Genomic DNA, 15,318 nt, shown 5'->3' on the forward strand with positions numbered 1-15,318 from the left:
GTTTATTGTGAGTTTGTATCATTCTAAAAAGTTAAATTCCTTTTATAAGATTGATAAGGGAGCTTATCTAATATTTTTAGGGATGCTATATAGTACAATTTTTTTCTGCTCCTTCGTCATGGGATACAAGACGGTTGAGATATACGGAAGAATTTTATGTTCTTCGGTATTTATATTCCCTTTACTATTTCCTCTAAATGATTCAATAACTGAGTTGCTTGGAGCAAAGATCTCTTATTTCATGATTGTTGCAATAATTATTTGCGAATTCTTATTTAGTTTTATCACCTATTCTCTAGCTCATTTACCTTCCCCACTTCATTGGCAAAACCAAGAATTATATCCTCTTTTAACTACTGGCTTTATTCATATCGCTATTGCTGATTCTATCTCCTTAGCAATAGGTTTCTTTGCAAATACTTATGTATTAGATAAGTGGGGTATAAAATGGTTTGGTTCAGGCTTTTTTAGTAGAAGCTTAGGAGCTACAGCTATTGGAGAGTTACTATTCACAATATCAACGAATTTAATTACTTTTCATTTTTTAAGTAGTGCAAATCTTGCAGATACTATAAATATTATTATTTCTGATTACATTTTAAAAATGGGATACTCCTTCCTTATTTGTATACCTAATGCATTTTTAGTAAATAAAGTAAAAAAATATTTTCCAAGAAAAGAGGATGATATCAAAGATACAAATGTTATCCCTATTAACCAGATAAACGTGAGATATCGAACTTGATTACTTTATTACTTCTATAATGATTGCGTAATTTGTATTCTTGCTCAGCTTCATGACTACCAACTATATTTCCTATACAGGCACTGTCTTCGGAGCTAAATTTTTTTAAATAATCAAGATCAGTATATATTTCCTTTGCAGGCTTAATATAAATTTTATTTTTTGAATCGCTAAAGACTACTAAAGGTTCTTTTAACTGTTCAGAAAATTGATGCTTCATTAAAGAATATTTCTTTTTATATCTACTTTCTATAAGTCGTTTTTGATTTTCTAAAAGCATATCAATAATCCAATCATAATCTTTCTTTGAAAAGCATTTTTTTACATTTGCTTCTTTAATTAATTCAAGTGGATCTTTTTTTATGGGTGGTACACCTTTACCTTCTACGCGCACTAAAAAGTAAATTAGTCCTCTCTCAGGATCTTCATTTGCTGACTCTATTTTAAATGCAGGTTTCTTAATTTCCTTTATTATTGAAGATATTTTGCTTAAAACTGACATCTCACTACTAATCCCTAAGTTCCATCATTAATCTTATAAAGTAAAAAAATTGTAACATAGTTAAAAGCAGTCTGTTTCTATAATTTACATAATTCTGTAAAATGAATTTTATTTCTTAAATTAAATTCACAAATTTATGAGTAGTCATATCTATAGCAACCCAAGTAAATACAGTAAAAATAACGCCCTACAATATAATTTCGCAATGGCTGCTTTAAGTAAAATCTCTTTCAATAAAAATTCAAGAGTTCTAGATATTGGTTGCGGGGATGGGTTAATTACTAATGAAATAGCTAAAATTGTTACCGAAGGTTGTATCATTGGTACGGATATATCAAGCTCTATGGTTGAATTTGCTACAAAAGAATATAGGAATCAGCATCAACTTAGATTTTTACAAATGGACGCAAGCAATAATATTTTTCGAGAGCAATTTGATATTCTTATTTCTTTCAATTGTTTACACTGGGTTAAAAAACAACAAGAAGCATTGGATGGCATCTCAGCTGCTGCTGTTCCAGGTGCACAAATAGTTCTACTTTTATCTCATAAAAAATCTTTATATCACCAGGTACTTGATAAAATTTGTTCTAGTCAAAAGTGGAATCAATATTTTTTAAATTTTGATAATCCTCGCTCGTTTTTCAATCCTAAAATATATAAAGACATGGTTTCAAAATCTGGATTATATGTAAATGAACTTATTGAGGAAGAGATGACTTATTTCTTTGATACCAAGGAACAGCTTAAAAACTTTTTCAGCGCTGCCGGCTCTCAAATTAAGCAAATCCCGGAAGATAGGAAGGAAGAGTTTTTAAATGACTTTGCAAATGAGTTTTTAAGGCAAGCAAATTGTGATGAAGATGAATTAATACCTGTAAGGTTTTGGTGTTTGCTTGTTAAGGCTAATAAACCTACTGTTAAACTTGAAATTATTAATGATAAAAGTAGTAATTTCTCTTCCTCTGCAACGTATAAGCCTTAGAAAACCTATTTACTAAAAGTTTAATTTGGTGGAATTTATAAAATATTTTCTCAACAGGGTTAAGTCACGCCGAAATGAGCATCAATCCTATTTATTTAAACAAATTCAAAATTGGTAATCAAATATAAATCAATAATGAATCATATAGGAATCAATTACGAATCTAATAGAAATCATTTTTTAAAAAACATAAGATTTATCAAATTTTGACAAGCCGGAATATTAATTATGGATTTCTTAGATATTAAAGTCTGTGATGTTTGTTCATTCTAAAATTAGATAGTCTGTTTTTTTTAGGGGCCAAATAACATCTTTAAAATACAGGCTTAATTTTGCATTCTGAGGCATAAAATCACTATGATTATTTTTTTTGGCAGTTATCTTTTTTATTTCATCTTGGGTTAGAGTGCCCTGCCATTCTGCTAATGCTAATTTATAGGCTTCTTCTTCTAACTGTTTTATTCTTTCAACTTCATTTTTTTTTGCTTTTATTAGCTCTAATTGTGCAAGCTCTTGGGGAGATCTATAGTTGCTCTCAAACCAAGGCTTACCTTTCCTTAATCTACCTATAAACACATTAAGAGGATTATCATATTGTTTATATTTAGTAGATTCATATTCCAAACCATAGGAATAATGTAAAATTGATTCTTGTACAACTTGTGGTTCAATAAGTCCTGTTTCAAAAATATCTATTAGATGGCTTTTGTTAAAGCCTATGTGCTCTAAGGGAAGAATATTAATTCCCTCCCATTCGGGAGGTAATATACTCTTCTTCTCACTAACTAATTCTTTTTTGATTCCCAATTGATTTCCATATGATTCACTATTGATTTCTAATGGATTATCTAATTTAACCATTCTTCTGTATTCTAAAGCGGCATTTCTGACTACTTCTGTTATTCTAAAAGAATAAAAGCCGCCACGCCCAGTTTTACCTTTTTCTCTTAAAATTAAATTTTTATGTATTAGCCTTTGTATAGAAGTCTTTACCATTTTCAAACTAGTCTGGGTTATTTCAGCAAGCGTTTCACCCTTAATGACTCCTGTAGATAACATGCCTCTAATAAGACATCGCTCAATTATAAATAAAAATATTTTCTTTTGATGCCCTGTTATTCTAAATATAATATCTAAAGCTGTTTCGGTATTGTGGAATATAGGCTCTGCAGGAATAGCAACTATCTTTTCTTCAATAATTTTTGAATCAAAATTTTTGTGAAACTTATTATCATCATTAGTTTCTAATACTTTCGACGGCGATTCCTTTTTGACTTCTAATTGATTACTATTTGATTCCTTATCTAATTCATCCATGTAATTCCATGGTCTGTAATCAGATTTTTTAAATTTTATTTTTGATTTCTTAGTTAATTCATCTAATGTAGGCATCAATTTTTTCCTTAAATCTAATTATTAAGCCTTCACAAGGTTATTAGATAAATTTTTATTGGTAGATGCTCGAGTTATATCTCCTAGCTCTTTGTTGTCAGGTGAGCCAATGTTTAATATCTCTCTAGTTAGTAAATCAACATCTTCTCTAGCTGGAGAGTTATTAAGGGAGTCATAAATTGATTCCCCTTTAGTTAATACATTTTCAAATTCTTGACTTTTTCTAATAACAGAACGGATTAAACTATTTTCATAGTGTGTCATAAGAAACTTCATGGTTTCATGCGACAAAGAAGTTCTAACATCAAACTCATTTAAAAGAGGGCTTAATACTAAAGAAGTATGGAAATTTTTTTCAATATTCTTAACTTCCTGCTTAGTAATTTCTAAACCCTCTAAACTAAATTCAGAAGGTGTGACAGGTGCAATTATTCGCTCTGACGCTAAAGCTGCAGCAGTGACAGAGCTACCTAGAGCAGGGGGGCAATCAATAAGGATTAAATCATATTTCTCTTTGAGAGGTGTAATCATTTCTTTATACACTCGATCAAGGGGCAACCGCTTCAACATTAAATTGCTATCTAATAAGGCATTTTCAATGCGGCTTGGTAAAATATCAAGACCATCGCACACTGGAATAATCCCTTCTTCGATTGGAATATCTTGATTAATAAGCTCTATCATTATTGGGTTATCATGCGTATTTATTCTACATGCTTTGGTTAAGTTACCTTGTTGATCGAGGTCAATTAACAGAGTTTTTGCTCCATATAGAGATGCACGAACTCCTATAGCCAAGCACATAGAAGTTTTTCCAGTACCGCCCTTTACAATTTGAAAACATAGTATTTGAGGTTTAAAGTTGAGAGATAAGAGAGATTTAGCTGTTTGATGGCCAAAATAAACTCTATTTCTACTCTTCACATGTTGTAGCTCTTTACGTTTAATTTGATTGTGAAGAGCTTGAGCAGTTACTCCTAATGCTTCCGCTGCCTCGCTAACGAGCATTTTGGGATCCATCATCTCATCTCCTGATTGCTTTGTTTAAGTTTTATTGCAATTTATCATTTAATCTTAAACATGGATTTTTGGTAAGTCAATAAAAACACTATAAAAATTATTAATTATATTACATGGTTTAAAGTAATAGTTTTATAACTATTATTACTATTATATTTAACTTAAATGATTTCTATTATGATATCTAATTGATTACTAAATTGCTTAAGAGAACTTGTTTGGATTTCTATTTGATATCCATTTGAAGAAAAATATAGACTTAATTTTAATGTAAAAGGGTATTAATGAGCCAGTTTCTTTCGAAGTTCCTCTTTGATTATAATGAAAATTTAAATTAGGTTGATTTCTATTAGGATTCCTAAATGATAATTATATGATTCTTTTATGTTACTTATATGATTCTTAGATGATTATTTAACGCATACTATATGCTTTTTAATAGAATACTAAATGATTGCTAATAGATTACTATATGATTCTCAAATAACTAATTAATTCTTATTGATCAATAGAGTTTTCGTAAATTAATATATTATCTATTAGGAGCTGGATTAGCTGAATAATATACTAATTTTACTGAACTAATCGTGTGATTTAGATGGTATTAAAATAAAAAATTAGTTTAATTTAAAATATTAAACGACAGGATAAGTTATTCACAAATTCTGGGGATAACCTTGTGCAGTAGTCGGGGAAAATAGCTAGTTGTGTTATAAGCTCACCTAAAAAGCCTATCTGTAATTTTGCTAAACTTGTCTATTCGATATGCATTAAATTTAGCACATTAACATTTTAAAAGCCTTTAATTATTTAAGTTTCGTTCATTGGATAACCTAATAGAATTTGTATTGAAAGATTTAATTTTTATAGCCGTAAAAATGAACAGTTCAAAACAATACCATAATAAAGCCAAAGCCTAATTTCATAATTTTAGGAACTGTTCTTGGTATTTACAGAGTGAAACGACACCCTTATTTATATAATCTTTACAGTAAAAAATTTATATTTATTAATTTAACTGGCTGAAATTCCAAAAACAAGAGGTCTAAATTTTTGTATTTTTATTGTGATATATTATTTGTTAGGTTTTAATATTAACTTGGTTTATTCTCATTAAGAAAATGATATATTTCTTCAACATTTTCTTGTGTTTTGCTTTTAAAAAAACTTAACCCAGTATTAGATACACCAGAAGAGCGGCCAAAACTAAAACTCATAAGTGCATTTAATAAGCCTTGAACAAATCTTTCCTTCCAGGAGGGTGATTCTAATTTACCATTATCAAGTAATTCAGTTTTGATTGTCTTTTCTATTTCACGATGACAATTTTTTAAGGCGTGTGGATTATTCGCATATTGTATTTCAGAGTAGAGCCTGGTTTTATTTATTTTTTTTAATGTGGAATTTAATATATCAATTCTTTTATCATTAGGTTGTTTTGTCCTAATTCGTTCTATTTCAAGCTCTATAACTTTTTCTATGGCCTTCAATTGTATAAAGAGTAAAGGGCGGGGACTATTATCTACGTTTAAATTATCCTTTCTTTGATAAAGTTCAATTAGAGCTTTAATTTTATCATTAATGGAATGTTGCTCGCTTTTGATTTTATCTATTTCTTTTTTTTTCTAATGGATTTTCCTTCTTAGCAATATGTTGTTTGAGTAAAAAAAGAGTAACTTGATTGTATATTGGTGACATTCGTTCTTTATTCAATTCTATATTATCGGAAGTTGTGAGATATTTATAATTCTGAGCTCCTAATTGTTTTGCTGCCAATATTTGCATAGAAGTGGTTACAATTTGTAGTTGATCATCAAAATCGAGGTCCTTCATATTAACGCTTTGTAATTCATTAGAATTTTGAAATTCATAAACATTGGCAGGCTTAAAATTTTCTATTAAATTAATAATGAAGATAGTAGAATGGTCTAAAGAAGGTGGTCCTTTTTCCCATTGATAAGCAATGTAAGTAGCTAACTCTGTAGCTATTGAAGAAAGCGCGCTATTTTTTAATTTCATATATCCCCCATGTTTAAGTATAGGATATATAAGCATTATTTTTTTCAAATTATTCTATAATTTATCAATAGCGTCAGGTTTAAAGCAAGAAAATATATGGACCTAATACTTAATTAAGTAAAAATTAGCTTTCTGATTATGCAGATAAATATCGATAAAGTGTAGGCTTTGAAATATTAAGTACTTTACAAATATCAGCAATAGCCAAGGCTTTATCTTGATGCATCCGTTTAGCCGCTTGAATCTTAGAACTATCCACTTTAGGGCGTCCACCTTTTTTGCCTCGTGCACGTGCTGCAGAAAGACCTGCTTGAGTTCGCTCTTGAATAAGGCGTCGTTCAAACTGGGCCATGGAAGAAAAAATATTAAAGACCAACTCACCCGAGGCCGTAGTCGTATCAATCGCACCATCACAGAGGGATTTAAATCCGACCCCTTTTTCGCGTAACGTTTCTATAAGCGTTACTAAATGCACCATCGAACGGCCTAAGCGGTCAAGGCGCCAGACGACTAACACATCTCCAGAAGTTAAATGCTCTAAACATTGGTTTAATCCAGGTCGCTCATTTTTGGAGCCCGAAACTTTATCTTTAAAAATAAGATTTTTTTGACAGCCGGCTTTTAGAAGGGCATCGACTTGTAAGTTTAAATTTTGCTCAATGGTGCTAACGCGGGCATAGCCAATTAATCGTGACATTACTTTTCTCAATTATTGTTATTTTTAACGAGTATCTAATACTTTGATTATGATATGGAAATATAATAAAAATAGCAATGTAAAAACCCAGGCTGAATAAGGAAAGTTGGGAGTAGGGGAGTAGAAGCGTGAGGAGTCTCAAAAAACGGTCGTTTTTTGAGATACTTTAATATAAAAGTTTTTAGTCGTTATTTTTACGAGATACTTGGTATGGTTGCTGTTCTTCCGAGTCAGTTTGACTATTTTGCTTCCTAGGAGAGGTCGTAAAGAAGCCAACCCTATCTAAACGACTGACCTGATTTGCTGAAATGGTTGCTGTTCTTCCGAGTCAGTTTGACTATTTTGCTTCCTAGGAGAGGTCGTAAAGAAGCCAACCCTATCTAAACGACTGACCTGATTTGCTGAATAAGTCTTGTCAAAGACCATGTGTTGTCGCTGTTGTTTATCGTTAACGACGTTAACTTGGTCAGCGAGTGGTAATTTCGGCCTATCAAGAGGGATATTAGAGGCGCCTCTTGAACGGTAATCAGAAAAAGAGGGAAAATCTGGAATGGTATTTGCAAGAATTTCATGCAATGAGGATAAAGTGAGGTTATTTTGCTGTGGAGTATTTATGGATGGTAAAGTGGCGTTGTAATGAGAGTAGTTAGCAGATTTGTTAAGCGGTTGTGATGAAATCTCAGGCTCATGGAAGCGAGCTAACTTGAGTTTAGGTTGGTGATTGTCAGAAGAGTCTTCAAAAGGTAGTTTCTTCTTTGACTGAATAACAGGTGTTTGCTGCATTGGAGACTCAACATCATTATGCTCATCGACATCATTTACCGATATCTCAGTCATTCGGTCCTCATCAATGACCATAAATTCCTCTAACACGGGATTATCCTCAGTATCAGTTGCAACTTCATGGCTTTTAGAGCGCATTTTTTTATAATTTAGTTGGTTTGCAGTAAACACTTGCCTTTTTTGACCTTCGATTTGGACGTAATGCTTGGTGTTTCTTTTTGTACCTTCTGTTTTATGGGTAGCTAACACCTCCTTATCTGTAATCTCTTGCCCATCTAAAAATAAGCGATTAACCAATAGCTGGGCTGCGGTCAACACTTGCTTTTCTCGCCCATCAATTTTGACGTAATGCTTGGTGTTGCCTCCTTTGCCTTCTACCCTACGGGTGTCTAACACGGCCTTATCTGTAATCTCTTGCCCATCTAAAAATAAGCGACTAGCCGATAGTTGGCTTGCGGTAAACACTTGCTTTTCTTGCCCCTCGATTTTAACATAATGCTTGATGTTGCTTCCTTTACCTTCTACCCTATGGGTGCCTAATACGTCCTTATCTGTAATCTCTTGCCCATTTAAAAATAAGCGATTAGCTGATAGCTGGTTTGCGGTAAACACTTGCTTTTTTTGACCCTCGATTTGGATGTAATGCTTAGTGTTTCTTCCTGTGCCTTCTGTTTTATGGGTAGCTAACACCTCCTTATCTTTAATCTCTTGCCCATCTAAAAATAAGCGATTAAGAGATAGCTGGGTTGCGGTAAACACTAGCCTTTTGTGCCCCTCGATTTTGACATAATGCTTAGTGGTGCTTCCTTTGCCTTCTTTAACGTAGGTCATTAAGACCGCTTCGTCACTAATCGGACTATCTTTTGCTAAAAAAAGACGATATTTAGCATATTCTTTGCTGGTATAGATTCGGGTTCTTTGACCTTTATAAGTCACAAAACGTTTTGTGCTTTTTCCTTCGCTCTCTTCTTCAAGGTTTGCTAACTCCTCATCTGCAACCGCTTTTCCCCATAAATATTTATAAGTGGTGGGCATAATAACTACTAATAAGTGTACATAGCAAAATATTGTACAATAATTGATTAATCTGTGTCAACGATAAACTATTTTCCTAGGCTTTTAAAATGTGCCGCGAGCTCGCTGGCAACTGACCCATCCTCACAATAAACGAACAGGGACCATGTTGCAAAAAAAATCAACGTGAAGAAAAGTTAAATTTCAGATAGCTGTTATTACCCTGGCTTTAAATTAATGAACAAAGGGTATCTTATTCTTTACCGTTGTATTAAACAGTACTTAAGAGAGGGGCAAAAAGAAATTATCAATATGAGTAGTGTAAACAGTACGGGATTAATAATTTATTTAAACTTTTAGTAAGCAGATTCTAGCTTGTCATGACGATACTTAATCAGAATGTTATGAGTAAAAAAAGTCTCATAAACGGTCGTTTTCCGAGACTTAAAAATAGTAATGAGTGAATCAATGAAAATAGTATTAATGCATATTTGATGTTGATAAAATAAATTGGTCACTAAGTTAATCCTAACAGCATGATCTATTGATTTACTTAAATACAACCAAAATTGTCATAATTTAGATGTAATCTGCAACATAAGGGATGAAGTATTCTTTTATAAGTAATTGGTAGACCTAGGTATATAATAAATCGCAGTAAGATTACGCTTTGCGTGCTTCACTATTAAGCATGGCCTAAATTATAATATCTTATATCCTAGAGAAAATTACTCGTACTGCGGACGTTAACCCATTAATAAGATAAAAAATAATATTTTTTAGTGTGCAGAAGTCTACTTATAGTTTACAAAATGTACAATTAGTGTTAATATTAAATTCTTTGTATTATATAGTACCATATAAATGCCAATCACTAATAGCACAGAAATTACCCTTAAAGACCTAAAAAAATATAGTAACACTGACCTAGTTACGGTCATTGGTCAGCAAGTACTTGCTGGAAACTATACTAATTTATTCTTATTGACAACAACGTTGGTTTCTATTTCTTCTGCCTCACCTAACGTTAAAGATACATCTCTTAGCCAAAGTATTAGGGCACTTAGTCGTCAATGCCAAAAACAGCTAGATTGGAACTGCTCGCATGCCTTGTTTCTAGAAGGTGTATTTTGTTATTTAGGCATTGAGAGACCTAAAGACGATAAACAAGCTATCTATTATCATGAAAAAGCTATTACCCAGGGTAATAGCTTTTCTATGATAGAGCGCGCTGCAATGCATCAGTGGGGTGAAGGTGGAGATATAAATATTTCTGAGGCCATGCGATTATATGATAAAGCAATTAGTTTAGGTAATGTTGTCGCAATGAATTCTCAGGCACAAATATATCTATCAAATAAAGATTTTCCTAAGGCTATCAAGTTATATGAAGATGCAATTTTATTAGGTTACACTCCTGCAATGATTGAGAGAGCCATGATGCATCAATATGGGTATGAGGAAGGTGGTGAAATAAGTTTTTCTAAGGCTATTGAACTCTATGAGCAAGCAATTCAATTAGGTGACTCCAACGCAATGAGAAAACGTGCCTTAATGTATTACGAAGGTCAAGGTGGCGACGTTAATTATTCTGAGGCAATTAGACTATTCGAAGAAGCTATTGAACTAGGAGATGCAGATGCAATGAACGACCGTGCCTGGATGTATTGCCAGGGGCATGGTGGCGACATTAATTATTCTGAGGCCATGAAATTATATAAGCAGGCAAGTCAATTAAAACATATAGACGCTACAGGTAATTGCGCTCATATGCATGAATGCGGACTAGGTACAAATCTTAATCTTTCCAAAGCGATTAAATGGTATGAGAGAGCATATCGCTATAATAATGGCAAAGATAACAATATAAATAATAATCTCAAAGAAAAGATAGAAAGTATTCTTTCTGACGAGGGACAACTTGCTGAGGATTTGTTAAATACCCTTTGGAAAGAGTTGATAGCGGGTGAATCGTTTACTCAAGAAACCTTATCTTACCTAAGTAAATATTGTAGCAAAACTCTTTTAGAACGGCTAAAAACTTCACCTGAAGGAACTAGTCTTTTCTTTTTAAAACAATTGAAGTTAAATTCTTTACATCCCGTGACCTCGATCCTTAGTTCTCATGATGCTAAATTAAACCATTTTGTAGGCAGAGCCATTTACAATATATCTACCTTCTTTGGCGTACCAGTTGATACTGATTTTAAGGAATTAATGCGTCATGCCAGAAATATAAGCGATAGCCGCATAGCTTTTTTTCAAAAAGCAATAGCCGCGGATGAACCCAGTGTTTCACTTAACGACCTGTCTCCGGAATTAAAAACACATATATTTTCCTTTCTTCAACCTGGATTAGTAAGCGATTTAAGACAAGGATGTTTTTTTACTGCAACACCAAAAGAGCCTACTGAAGAGAATGTTACAAGTAATTTAAAAATATCTTAATAATTGTCTAAAGTTGGTCTCAAACGGCTTATTAAACCAACTTTAGGCTGTCAATTGATGAGAATACTATCAAAGGCTTTGAAATCATGCGCATGTTTAAGAAAGGACAATTCAAGGCCTGGATGTATGGTACTCGCAATGAAGTGTCTTTTATCAATGAGCAGTTTGGACTTTACAAGTGAGATCTACCTAAAATTTAACATTTCTTATCTTTGATAGTATTTGCAACGCGGCCGTTTATATAGCTCTGTTGCAAAACTTACTATTTTATCAGAGTCAAAATTATCAAAAAGGGTCGTTTCTTATATTTTCAAGCACGCTTTATTTTTTAATAATATTAGTAATTAGAGGTATATGGGCTTATCCTGATAATTACTTCTGGATTTTCAAAGATTTGAAATTTTTGCGTAATCACGTTGAGCTAGTAATGTAGGGACACTGTGAAATTTATGGATGGCAAATTCTATTACCCTGGCGTCTAAAAGTTGATGGTTGGCTGTGCTATTCTAGGCAAATTTTATGATTGAATTTTCTTAAGATGAGTAACAGGGAATTGCCAGTAGAAGTATTATTAGAGCTACGAAAGAAAGTAGTCTATGCAGTTGTGCACCATGATGTTAAGAAAAGCATGGCCGCGAAATTATTCGGATTTAGTCTCACGTCAGTGATCAAATATGTTCGGGAGTTTGAGTTAAAGGGTGAGGACAGTTTTCATTATAAAAAACGTGGTGTAAAGGAATCAGCGCGGTGCTTTTTATCAGCAGCCCAAATTGAAGGATTACTAAAGACCCTACTAAGGCAGGCGCCTGATGACATTGGCCTTGATTATACGTTGTGGAATAGTAAGGCGATAGGCGCTTATATTGAGAAGGCTTTTGGTATAAAGTATTCAGGTCGTGGCTTGCGAGACCTTCTTAGGAGATTGGGTTTTTCTTCGCAAAAACCGATTAAACAAGCTTATCAAAGAGATCCTAATAAAGTAACCCAATGGCTCAATGAAACCTATCCTGCCATCAAAACACGCGCGATGCAGGAAGGCGCAAGAATTTATTGGGCAGATGAAATGGGATTGCAATCGTGTGACAATCGTGGCAGAACTTACGGCCTTGTCAACCAAACGCCTGTGATAAAAAAGACAGGAAGTCGCTTTAAAGTTAATATGCTCGCTGCCATTAGTCCGCAAGGGTTTATGAATTGGATGGTTTTTGAAAACAACTGTGATAGTCAAATCTTTATTGAATTTCTAGGCAGATTACGCCGCCAGGTTAAGCAAAAAGTATTTCTAATCGTCGATAATCTTAAAGTCCACCATAGTAAAAATGTGCAGTGCTATGTTGGAAAAACATAAGGATGATAATGAAATTTTTTTTACCTCCCTATTGTCCCGAGTTAAATCCCCAGGAATTAGTCAATCAGGATGTCAAGGCGAATGCTTGCTTAGTTAAGCCGGTCCGTTGTGTAGATGACTTACTCATAAATATCCGGCTTTACCTGACCAAAATACAGTTTAATGAATTTAAGATTTTTAATTTCTTTAAGAAAAGTGAAACTAAATATGCTGCTTGGGATTAATCAACTTTTAGACGCCAGGGTAATACTATTGGGCTTCCTTCTGCAAAAGAAACATCAGTTGAATCTTGTAAAAACAAGATCATCTGGCCAGGAGGTTAACGCCTCCAAATTAACGTCTTCTTCACAGGATGTTTCTTCATCTAACGTAACCTCTTCAGTAGAGTTATATGAGACGGTGTCATATTCAGGATAGGGTGATTCTTCAATGGGTTCGTTAAATAATTAAGATAGCCTGGTGGTAAATAAGTTACATTTAAAAAATAATTCTCCTCTATTTGACATGGGTTGGGAATTTTTCAGAAGTTAAATTAGGATTAAGCGAAGTTAGAGTTTTTTGAAGTTCACTTAAATTTTTACTGTGAACATCTAAGCTATGTTCTAGTTGTTGTCCAGCGGTCTCTAGGCGCTGATTGTTAAATCTATTCGTTTGGTTGAAAGCATTGAATGAATAACAATTTCCATCATCTTCTGCGTTAATAGATGTAACCAAATTATTTAAATTTATATTGTCAAAACAAGGATTATCAGTGTTTAATTTTTGTCGTCTACGGGTCCTTACTGTAAGCATAGTGCTGATTGACTCTTGCGGAATACTAAACGAATCAGCGTAATAATTTCCAGCCAAAACTGGTTCTGGTTCAGAAATATCCAATATTTCTTGAGTTAAATTATTCTGTGTTTGAGTAGAATAATTTGATGAATAGCCATAGTTATTAGTAGCGTTTTCATTTTCAAAAGAATCAACAAAAATTGCCGGTAAAGCAGTAATTGAAGGTGTGCTTAAATTAGTATAGATAGGGGCTTCTAATGAATAGCTTTTTGTACTAGCGACGATAGGTTTAAAATGTAACCCCTTGTCTTTCGATTGCTCTGAGCAGTAGTACCAATCTTCTCTAATGTAATCAATTCATGTTTATCATTATAAAATTGGCATTTTATTTTTTCTTCTAGAAATGGAATATGACTCAATGACCCTTCATAAGCGGTACAAGTATTAGTATAAACCCAAACTTTATTTTTTTGTTCTTTCTTATGAGTAGTTGATGCTTTATTTCTTTGGACTTTATTTAAGAGCATAATAAAGAACCTATAAATAACTGTTTAATTATAGTGCAATAAAATTATATTTAAGTCAATTAAATGAATTGTATTATAACCAGTAATATTATTTCTGCTGCAAACAAGATTAAATTTACAAAGTCATAAAATTTTAAGTAGATATTAAACGTAGCTATATAGGTCAATTTGTTCATTGATAAAGGATACTTCATTACGTGCTCCGAACATCCAACAATTAAATTGTTTTTTCTTAAACATGCGCATGATTTCAAAGCCTTTAATGGTGGCATAAGCTGTTTTCATCGATTGAAAACCTAAAGTAGGATTAATGAGTCGTTTGAGCTTGCCATGTTCAGCTTCTAAGCGGTTATTACAATATTTTATTTGCAAACGGTCAACCTGTAGCCCCAATTTTATACTTTCATTTTTTTAATAACTTAATTATAAATTGAATTCTAATAGGCATTGATAATGCTAACATCGCAAGTTGAATTGTTTTTTATAAGCTTCTTTAGAAAAAGTTTTCCCCCGTTCGCGTTACGGTTATAGAGCAGTTAAAAATCAATAAAGTTGTGTCGCAAATATTATCAAAATTATGAGAAATTAAATTACAAGCATGGTCTAATATAGGCATAAGATAATGTTTTGCTGTTCTCCATAAAAGAATTTAAAAAAATATGCCTCATATAACAGCTTAAATTTCCAATGTAACAATATTTTATTTAGAAAAGTAGAAAAGGAAAAACCTTGTTAGCTTTTCATTAATAATTGTTTAATTTATATGTGCTAAAATTAAACAATCATATTAATCATATATCATCTTATGGCATTGCATAGGGCATTATTAATTTACATAACTTATTAGGTTATAAGGAATCGGCAGGTTTGTGTCATGGTTTTTCGTTGCGCTGGTTAGAGGCAACTTTTTTAGGCGAGCAGGAGCTTCGACGTTTTGAATTACGTATGGCTCTTATTCAAGTCCTACCACCTGACTTACTGTTGGCGAAAATACAGCAAACACAATCTAAAAAAGGGCAAAGTCTTTCTGATGAAGATAACGCCTTACTCGGCATACTTGCTTT

At 32.8% G+C, this 15,318-nt stretch carries 15 protein-coding genes and 2 pseudogenes; 7 read left to right on the forward strand and 10 right to left on the reverse strand.

Annotated elements, in window-relative coordinates; genetic code table 11:
* Positions 1 to 7 precede the first annotated feature (7 nt).
* Positions 8 to 745, forward strand: a complete 738-nt coding sequence (locus DYH30_RS17735) for a VUT family protein (RefSeq protein ID WP_115333077.1) — start codon at positions 8 to 10, stop codon at positions 743 to 745.
* Here DYH30_RS17735 and DYH30_RS17740 read toward each other — a convergent pair.
* Positions 714 to 1,247: a hypothetical protein gene (locus DYH30_RS17740; protein WP_115333078.1), complete on the reverse strand. Its 534-nt coding sequence runs from the start codon at positions 1,245 to 1,247 to the stop codon at positions 714 to 716. The genes DYH30_RS17735 and DYH30_RS17740 overlap by 32 nt on opposite strands.
* A 136-nt stretch (positions 1,248 to 1,383) precedes the next feature.
* On the opposite strand from DYH30_RS17740, the gene DYH30_RS17745 reads away from it, so the two are divergent.
* A complete protein-coding gene (locus DYH30_RS17745) occupies positions 1,384 to 2,232 on the forward strand; it encodes a class I SAM-dependent methyltransferase (RefSeq protein ID WP_115333079.1) in 849 nt (282 codons plus the stop codon).
* A gap of 264 nt (positions 2,233 to 2,496) precedes the next feature.
* Here the strand turns inward: DYH30_RS17745 and DYH30_RS17750 are convergent, their stop codons facing one another.
* The 6 genes from DYH30_RS17750 to DYH30_RS17775 form a co-directional block, all read right to left on the reverse strand.
* On the reverse strand, positions 2,497 to 3,624 hold the full coding sequence (locus DYH30_RS17750; RefSeq protein WP_115333022.1) for a hypothetical protein: 1,128 nt from the start codon (positions 3,622 to 3,624) through the stop codon (positions 2,497 to 2,499).
* Positions 3,625 to 3,648: 24 nt separating this feature from the next.
* The gene (locus DYH30_RS17755) at positions 3,649 to 4,647 is read right to left on the reverse strand and encodes an AAA family ATPase (RefSeq protein ID WP_115333023.1); all 999 of its coding nucleotides are present in this window, start codon (positions 4,645 to 4,647) and stop codon (positions 3,649 to 3,651) included.
* Positions 4,648 to 5,738: 1,091 nt separating this feature from the next.
* The gene (locus DYH30_RS17760; protein WP_115333024.1) at positions 5,739 to 6,134 is read right to left on the reverse strand and encodes a hypothetical protein; all 396 of its coding nucleotides are present in this window, start codon (positions 6,132 to 6,134) and stop codon (positions 5,739 to 5,741) included.
* Positions 6,135 to 6,249: 115 nt separating this feature from the next.
* Complete coding sequence (locus tag DYH30_RS17765) at positions 6,250 to 6,663, reverse strand: hypothetical protein (protein WP_115333025.1); 414 nt, start codon at positions 6,661 to 6,663, stop codon at positions 6,250 to 6,252.
* Between the two features lie 136 nt (positions 6,664 to 6,799).
* Positions 6,800 to 7,360: a recombinase family protein gene (locus DYH30_RS17770; RefSeq protein ID WP_115333026.1), complete on the reverse strand. Its 561-nt coding sequence runs from the start codon at positions 7,358 to 7,360 to the stop codon at positions 6,800 to 6,802.
* A gap of 282 nt (positions 7,361 to 7,642) precedes the next feature.
* Complete coding sequence (locus tag DYH30_RS17775) at positions 7,643 to 9,178, reverse strand: hypothetical protein (protein WP_115333080.1); 1,536 nt, start codon at positions 9,176 to 9,178, stop codon at positions 7,643 to 7,645.
* 843 nt (positions 9,179 to 10,021) lie between these two features.
* Between DYH30_RS17775 and DYH30_RS17780 the strand changes: the two genes are divergently transcribed.
* The 4 genes and pseudogenes from DYH30_RS17780 (at position 10,022) to DYH30_RS17795 (ending at position 13,177) form a co-directional block, all read left to right on the forward strand.
* Positions 10,022 to 11,605 carry a tetratricopeptide repeat protein gene (locus DYH30_RS17780; protein WP_115333027.1) on the forward strand — a complete coding sequence of 528 codons (1,584 nt, stop codon included), beginning with the start codon at positions 10,022 to 10,024 and terminating at the stop codon, positions 11,603 to 11,605.
* 18 nt (positions 11,606 to 11,623) lie between these two features.
* Positions 11,624 to 11,787 (forward strand): annotated as a pseudogene (locus DYH30_RS17785) (IS6 family transposase); the annotation flags it as partial.
* A 356-nt stretch (positions 11,788 to 12,143) separates the two neighbouring features.
* A complete protein-coding gene (locus DYH30_RS17790) occupies positions 12,144 to 12,953 on the forward strand; it encodes an IS630 family transposase (RefSeq protein WP_115333081.1) in 810 nt (269 codons plus the stop codon).
* A gap of 8 nt (positions 12,954 to 12,961) precedes the next feature.
* Positions 12,962 to 13,177, forward strand: a complete 216-nt coding sequence (locus DYH30_RS17795) for a hypothetical protein (protein WP_115333082.1) — start codon at positions 12,962 to 12,964, stop codon at positions 13,175 to 13,177.
* 271 nt (positions 13,178 to 13,448) lie between these two features.
* Here the strand turns inward: DYH30_RS17795 and DYH30_RS17800 are convergent, their stop codons facing one another.
* The 3 genes and pseudogenes from DYH30_RS17800 to DYH30_RS17810 form a co-directional block, all read right to left on the reverse strand.
* Positions 13,449 to 13,829 carry a hypothetical protein gene (locus DYH30_RS17800; protein ID WP_115333083.1) on the reverse strand — a complete coding sequence of 127 codons (381 nt, stop codon included), beginning with the start codon at positions 13,827 to 13,829 and terminating at the stop codon, positions 13,449 to 13,451.
* 152 nt (positions 13,830 to 13,981) lie between these two features.
* The gene (locus DYH30_RS17805) at positions 13,982 to 14,254 is read right to left on the reverse strand and encodes a hypothetical protein (RefSeq protein WP_115333084.1); all 273 of its coding nucleotides are present in this window, start codon (positions 14,252 to 14,254) and stop codon (positions 13,982 to 13,984) included.
* 144 nt (positions 14,255 to 14,398) lie between these two features.
* A pseudogene (locus DYH30_RS17810) lies at positions 14,399 to 14,623 on the reverse strand (DDE-type integrase/transposase/recombinase); the annotation flags it as partial.
* Positions 14,624 to 15,121: 498 nt separating this feature from the next.
* Here DYH30_RS17810 and DYH30_RS17875 point away from each other — a divergent pair.
* On the forward strand, positions 15,122 to 15,318 hold a 197-nt coding region (locus tag DYH30_RS17875), incomplete at its 3' end, for a hypothetical protein (protein ID WP_147285966.1).

The sequence above is a fragment of the Legionella busanensis genome (assembly GCF_900461525.1).
In the GTDB taxonomy this organism is placed as follows: domain Bacteria; phylum Pseudomonadota; class Gammaproteobacteria; order Legionellales; family Legionellaceae; genus Legionella_C; species Legionella_C busanensis.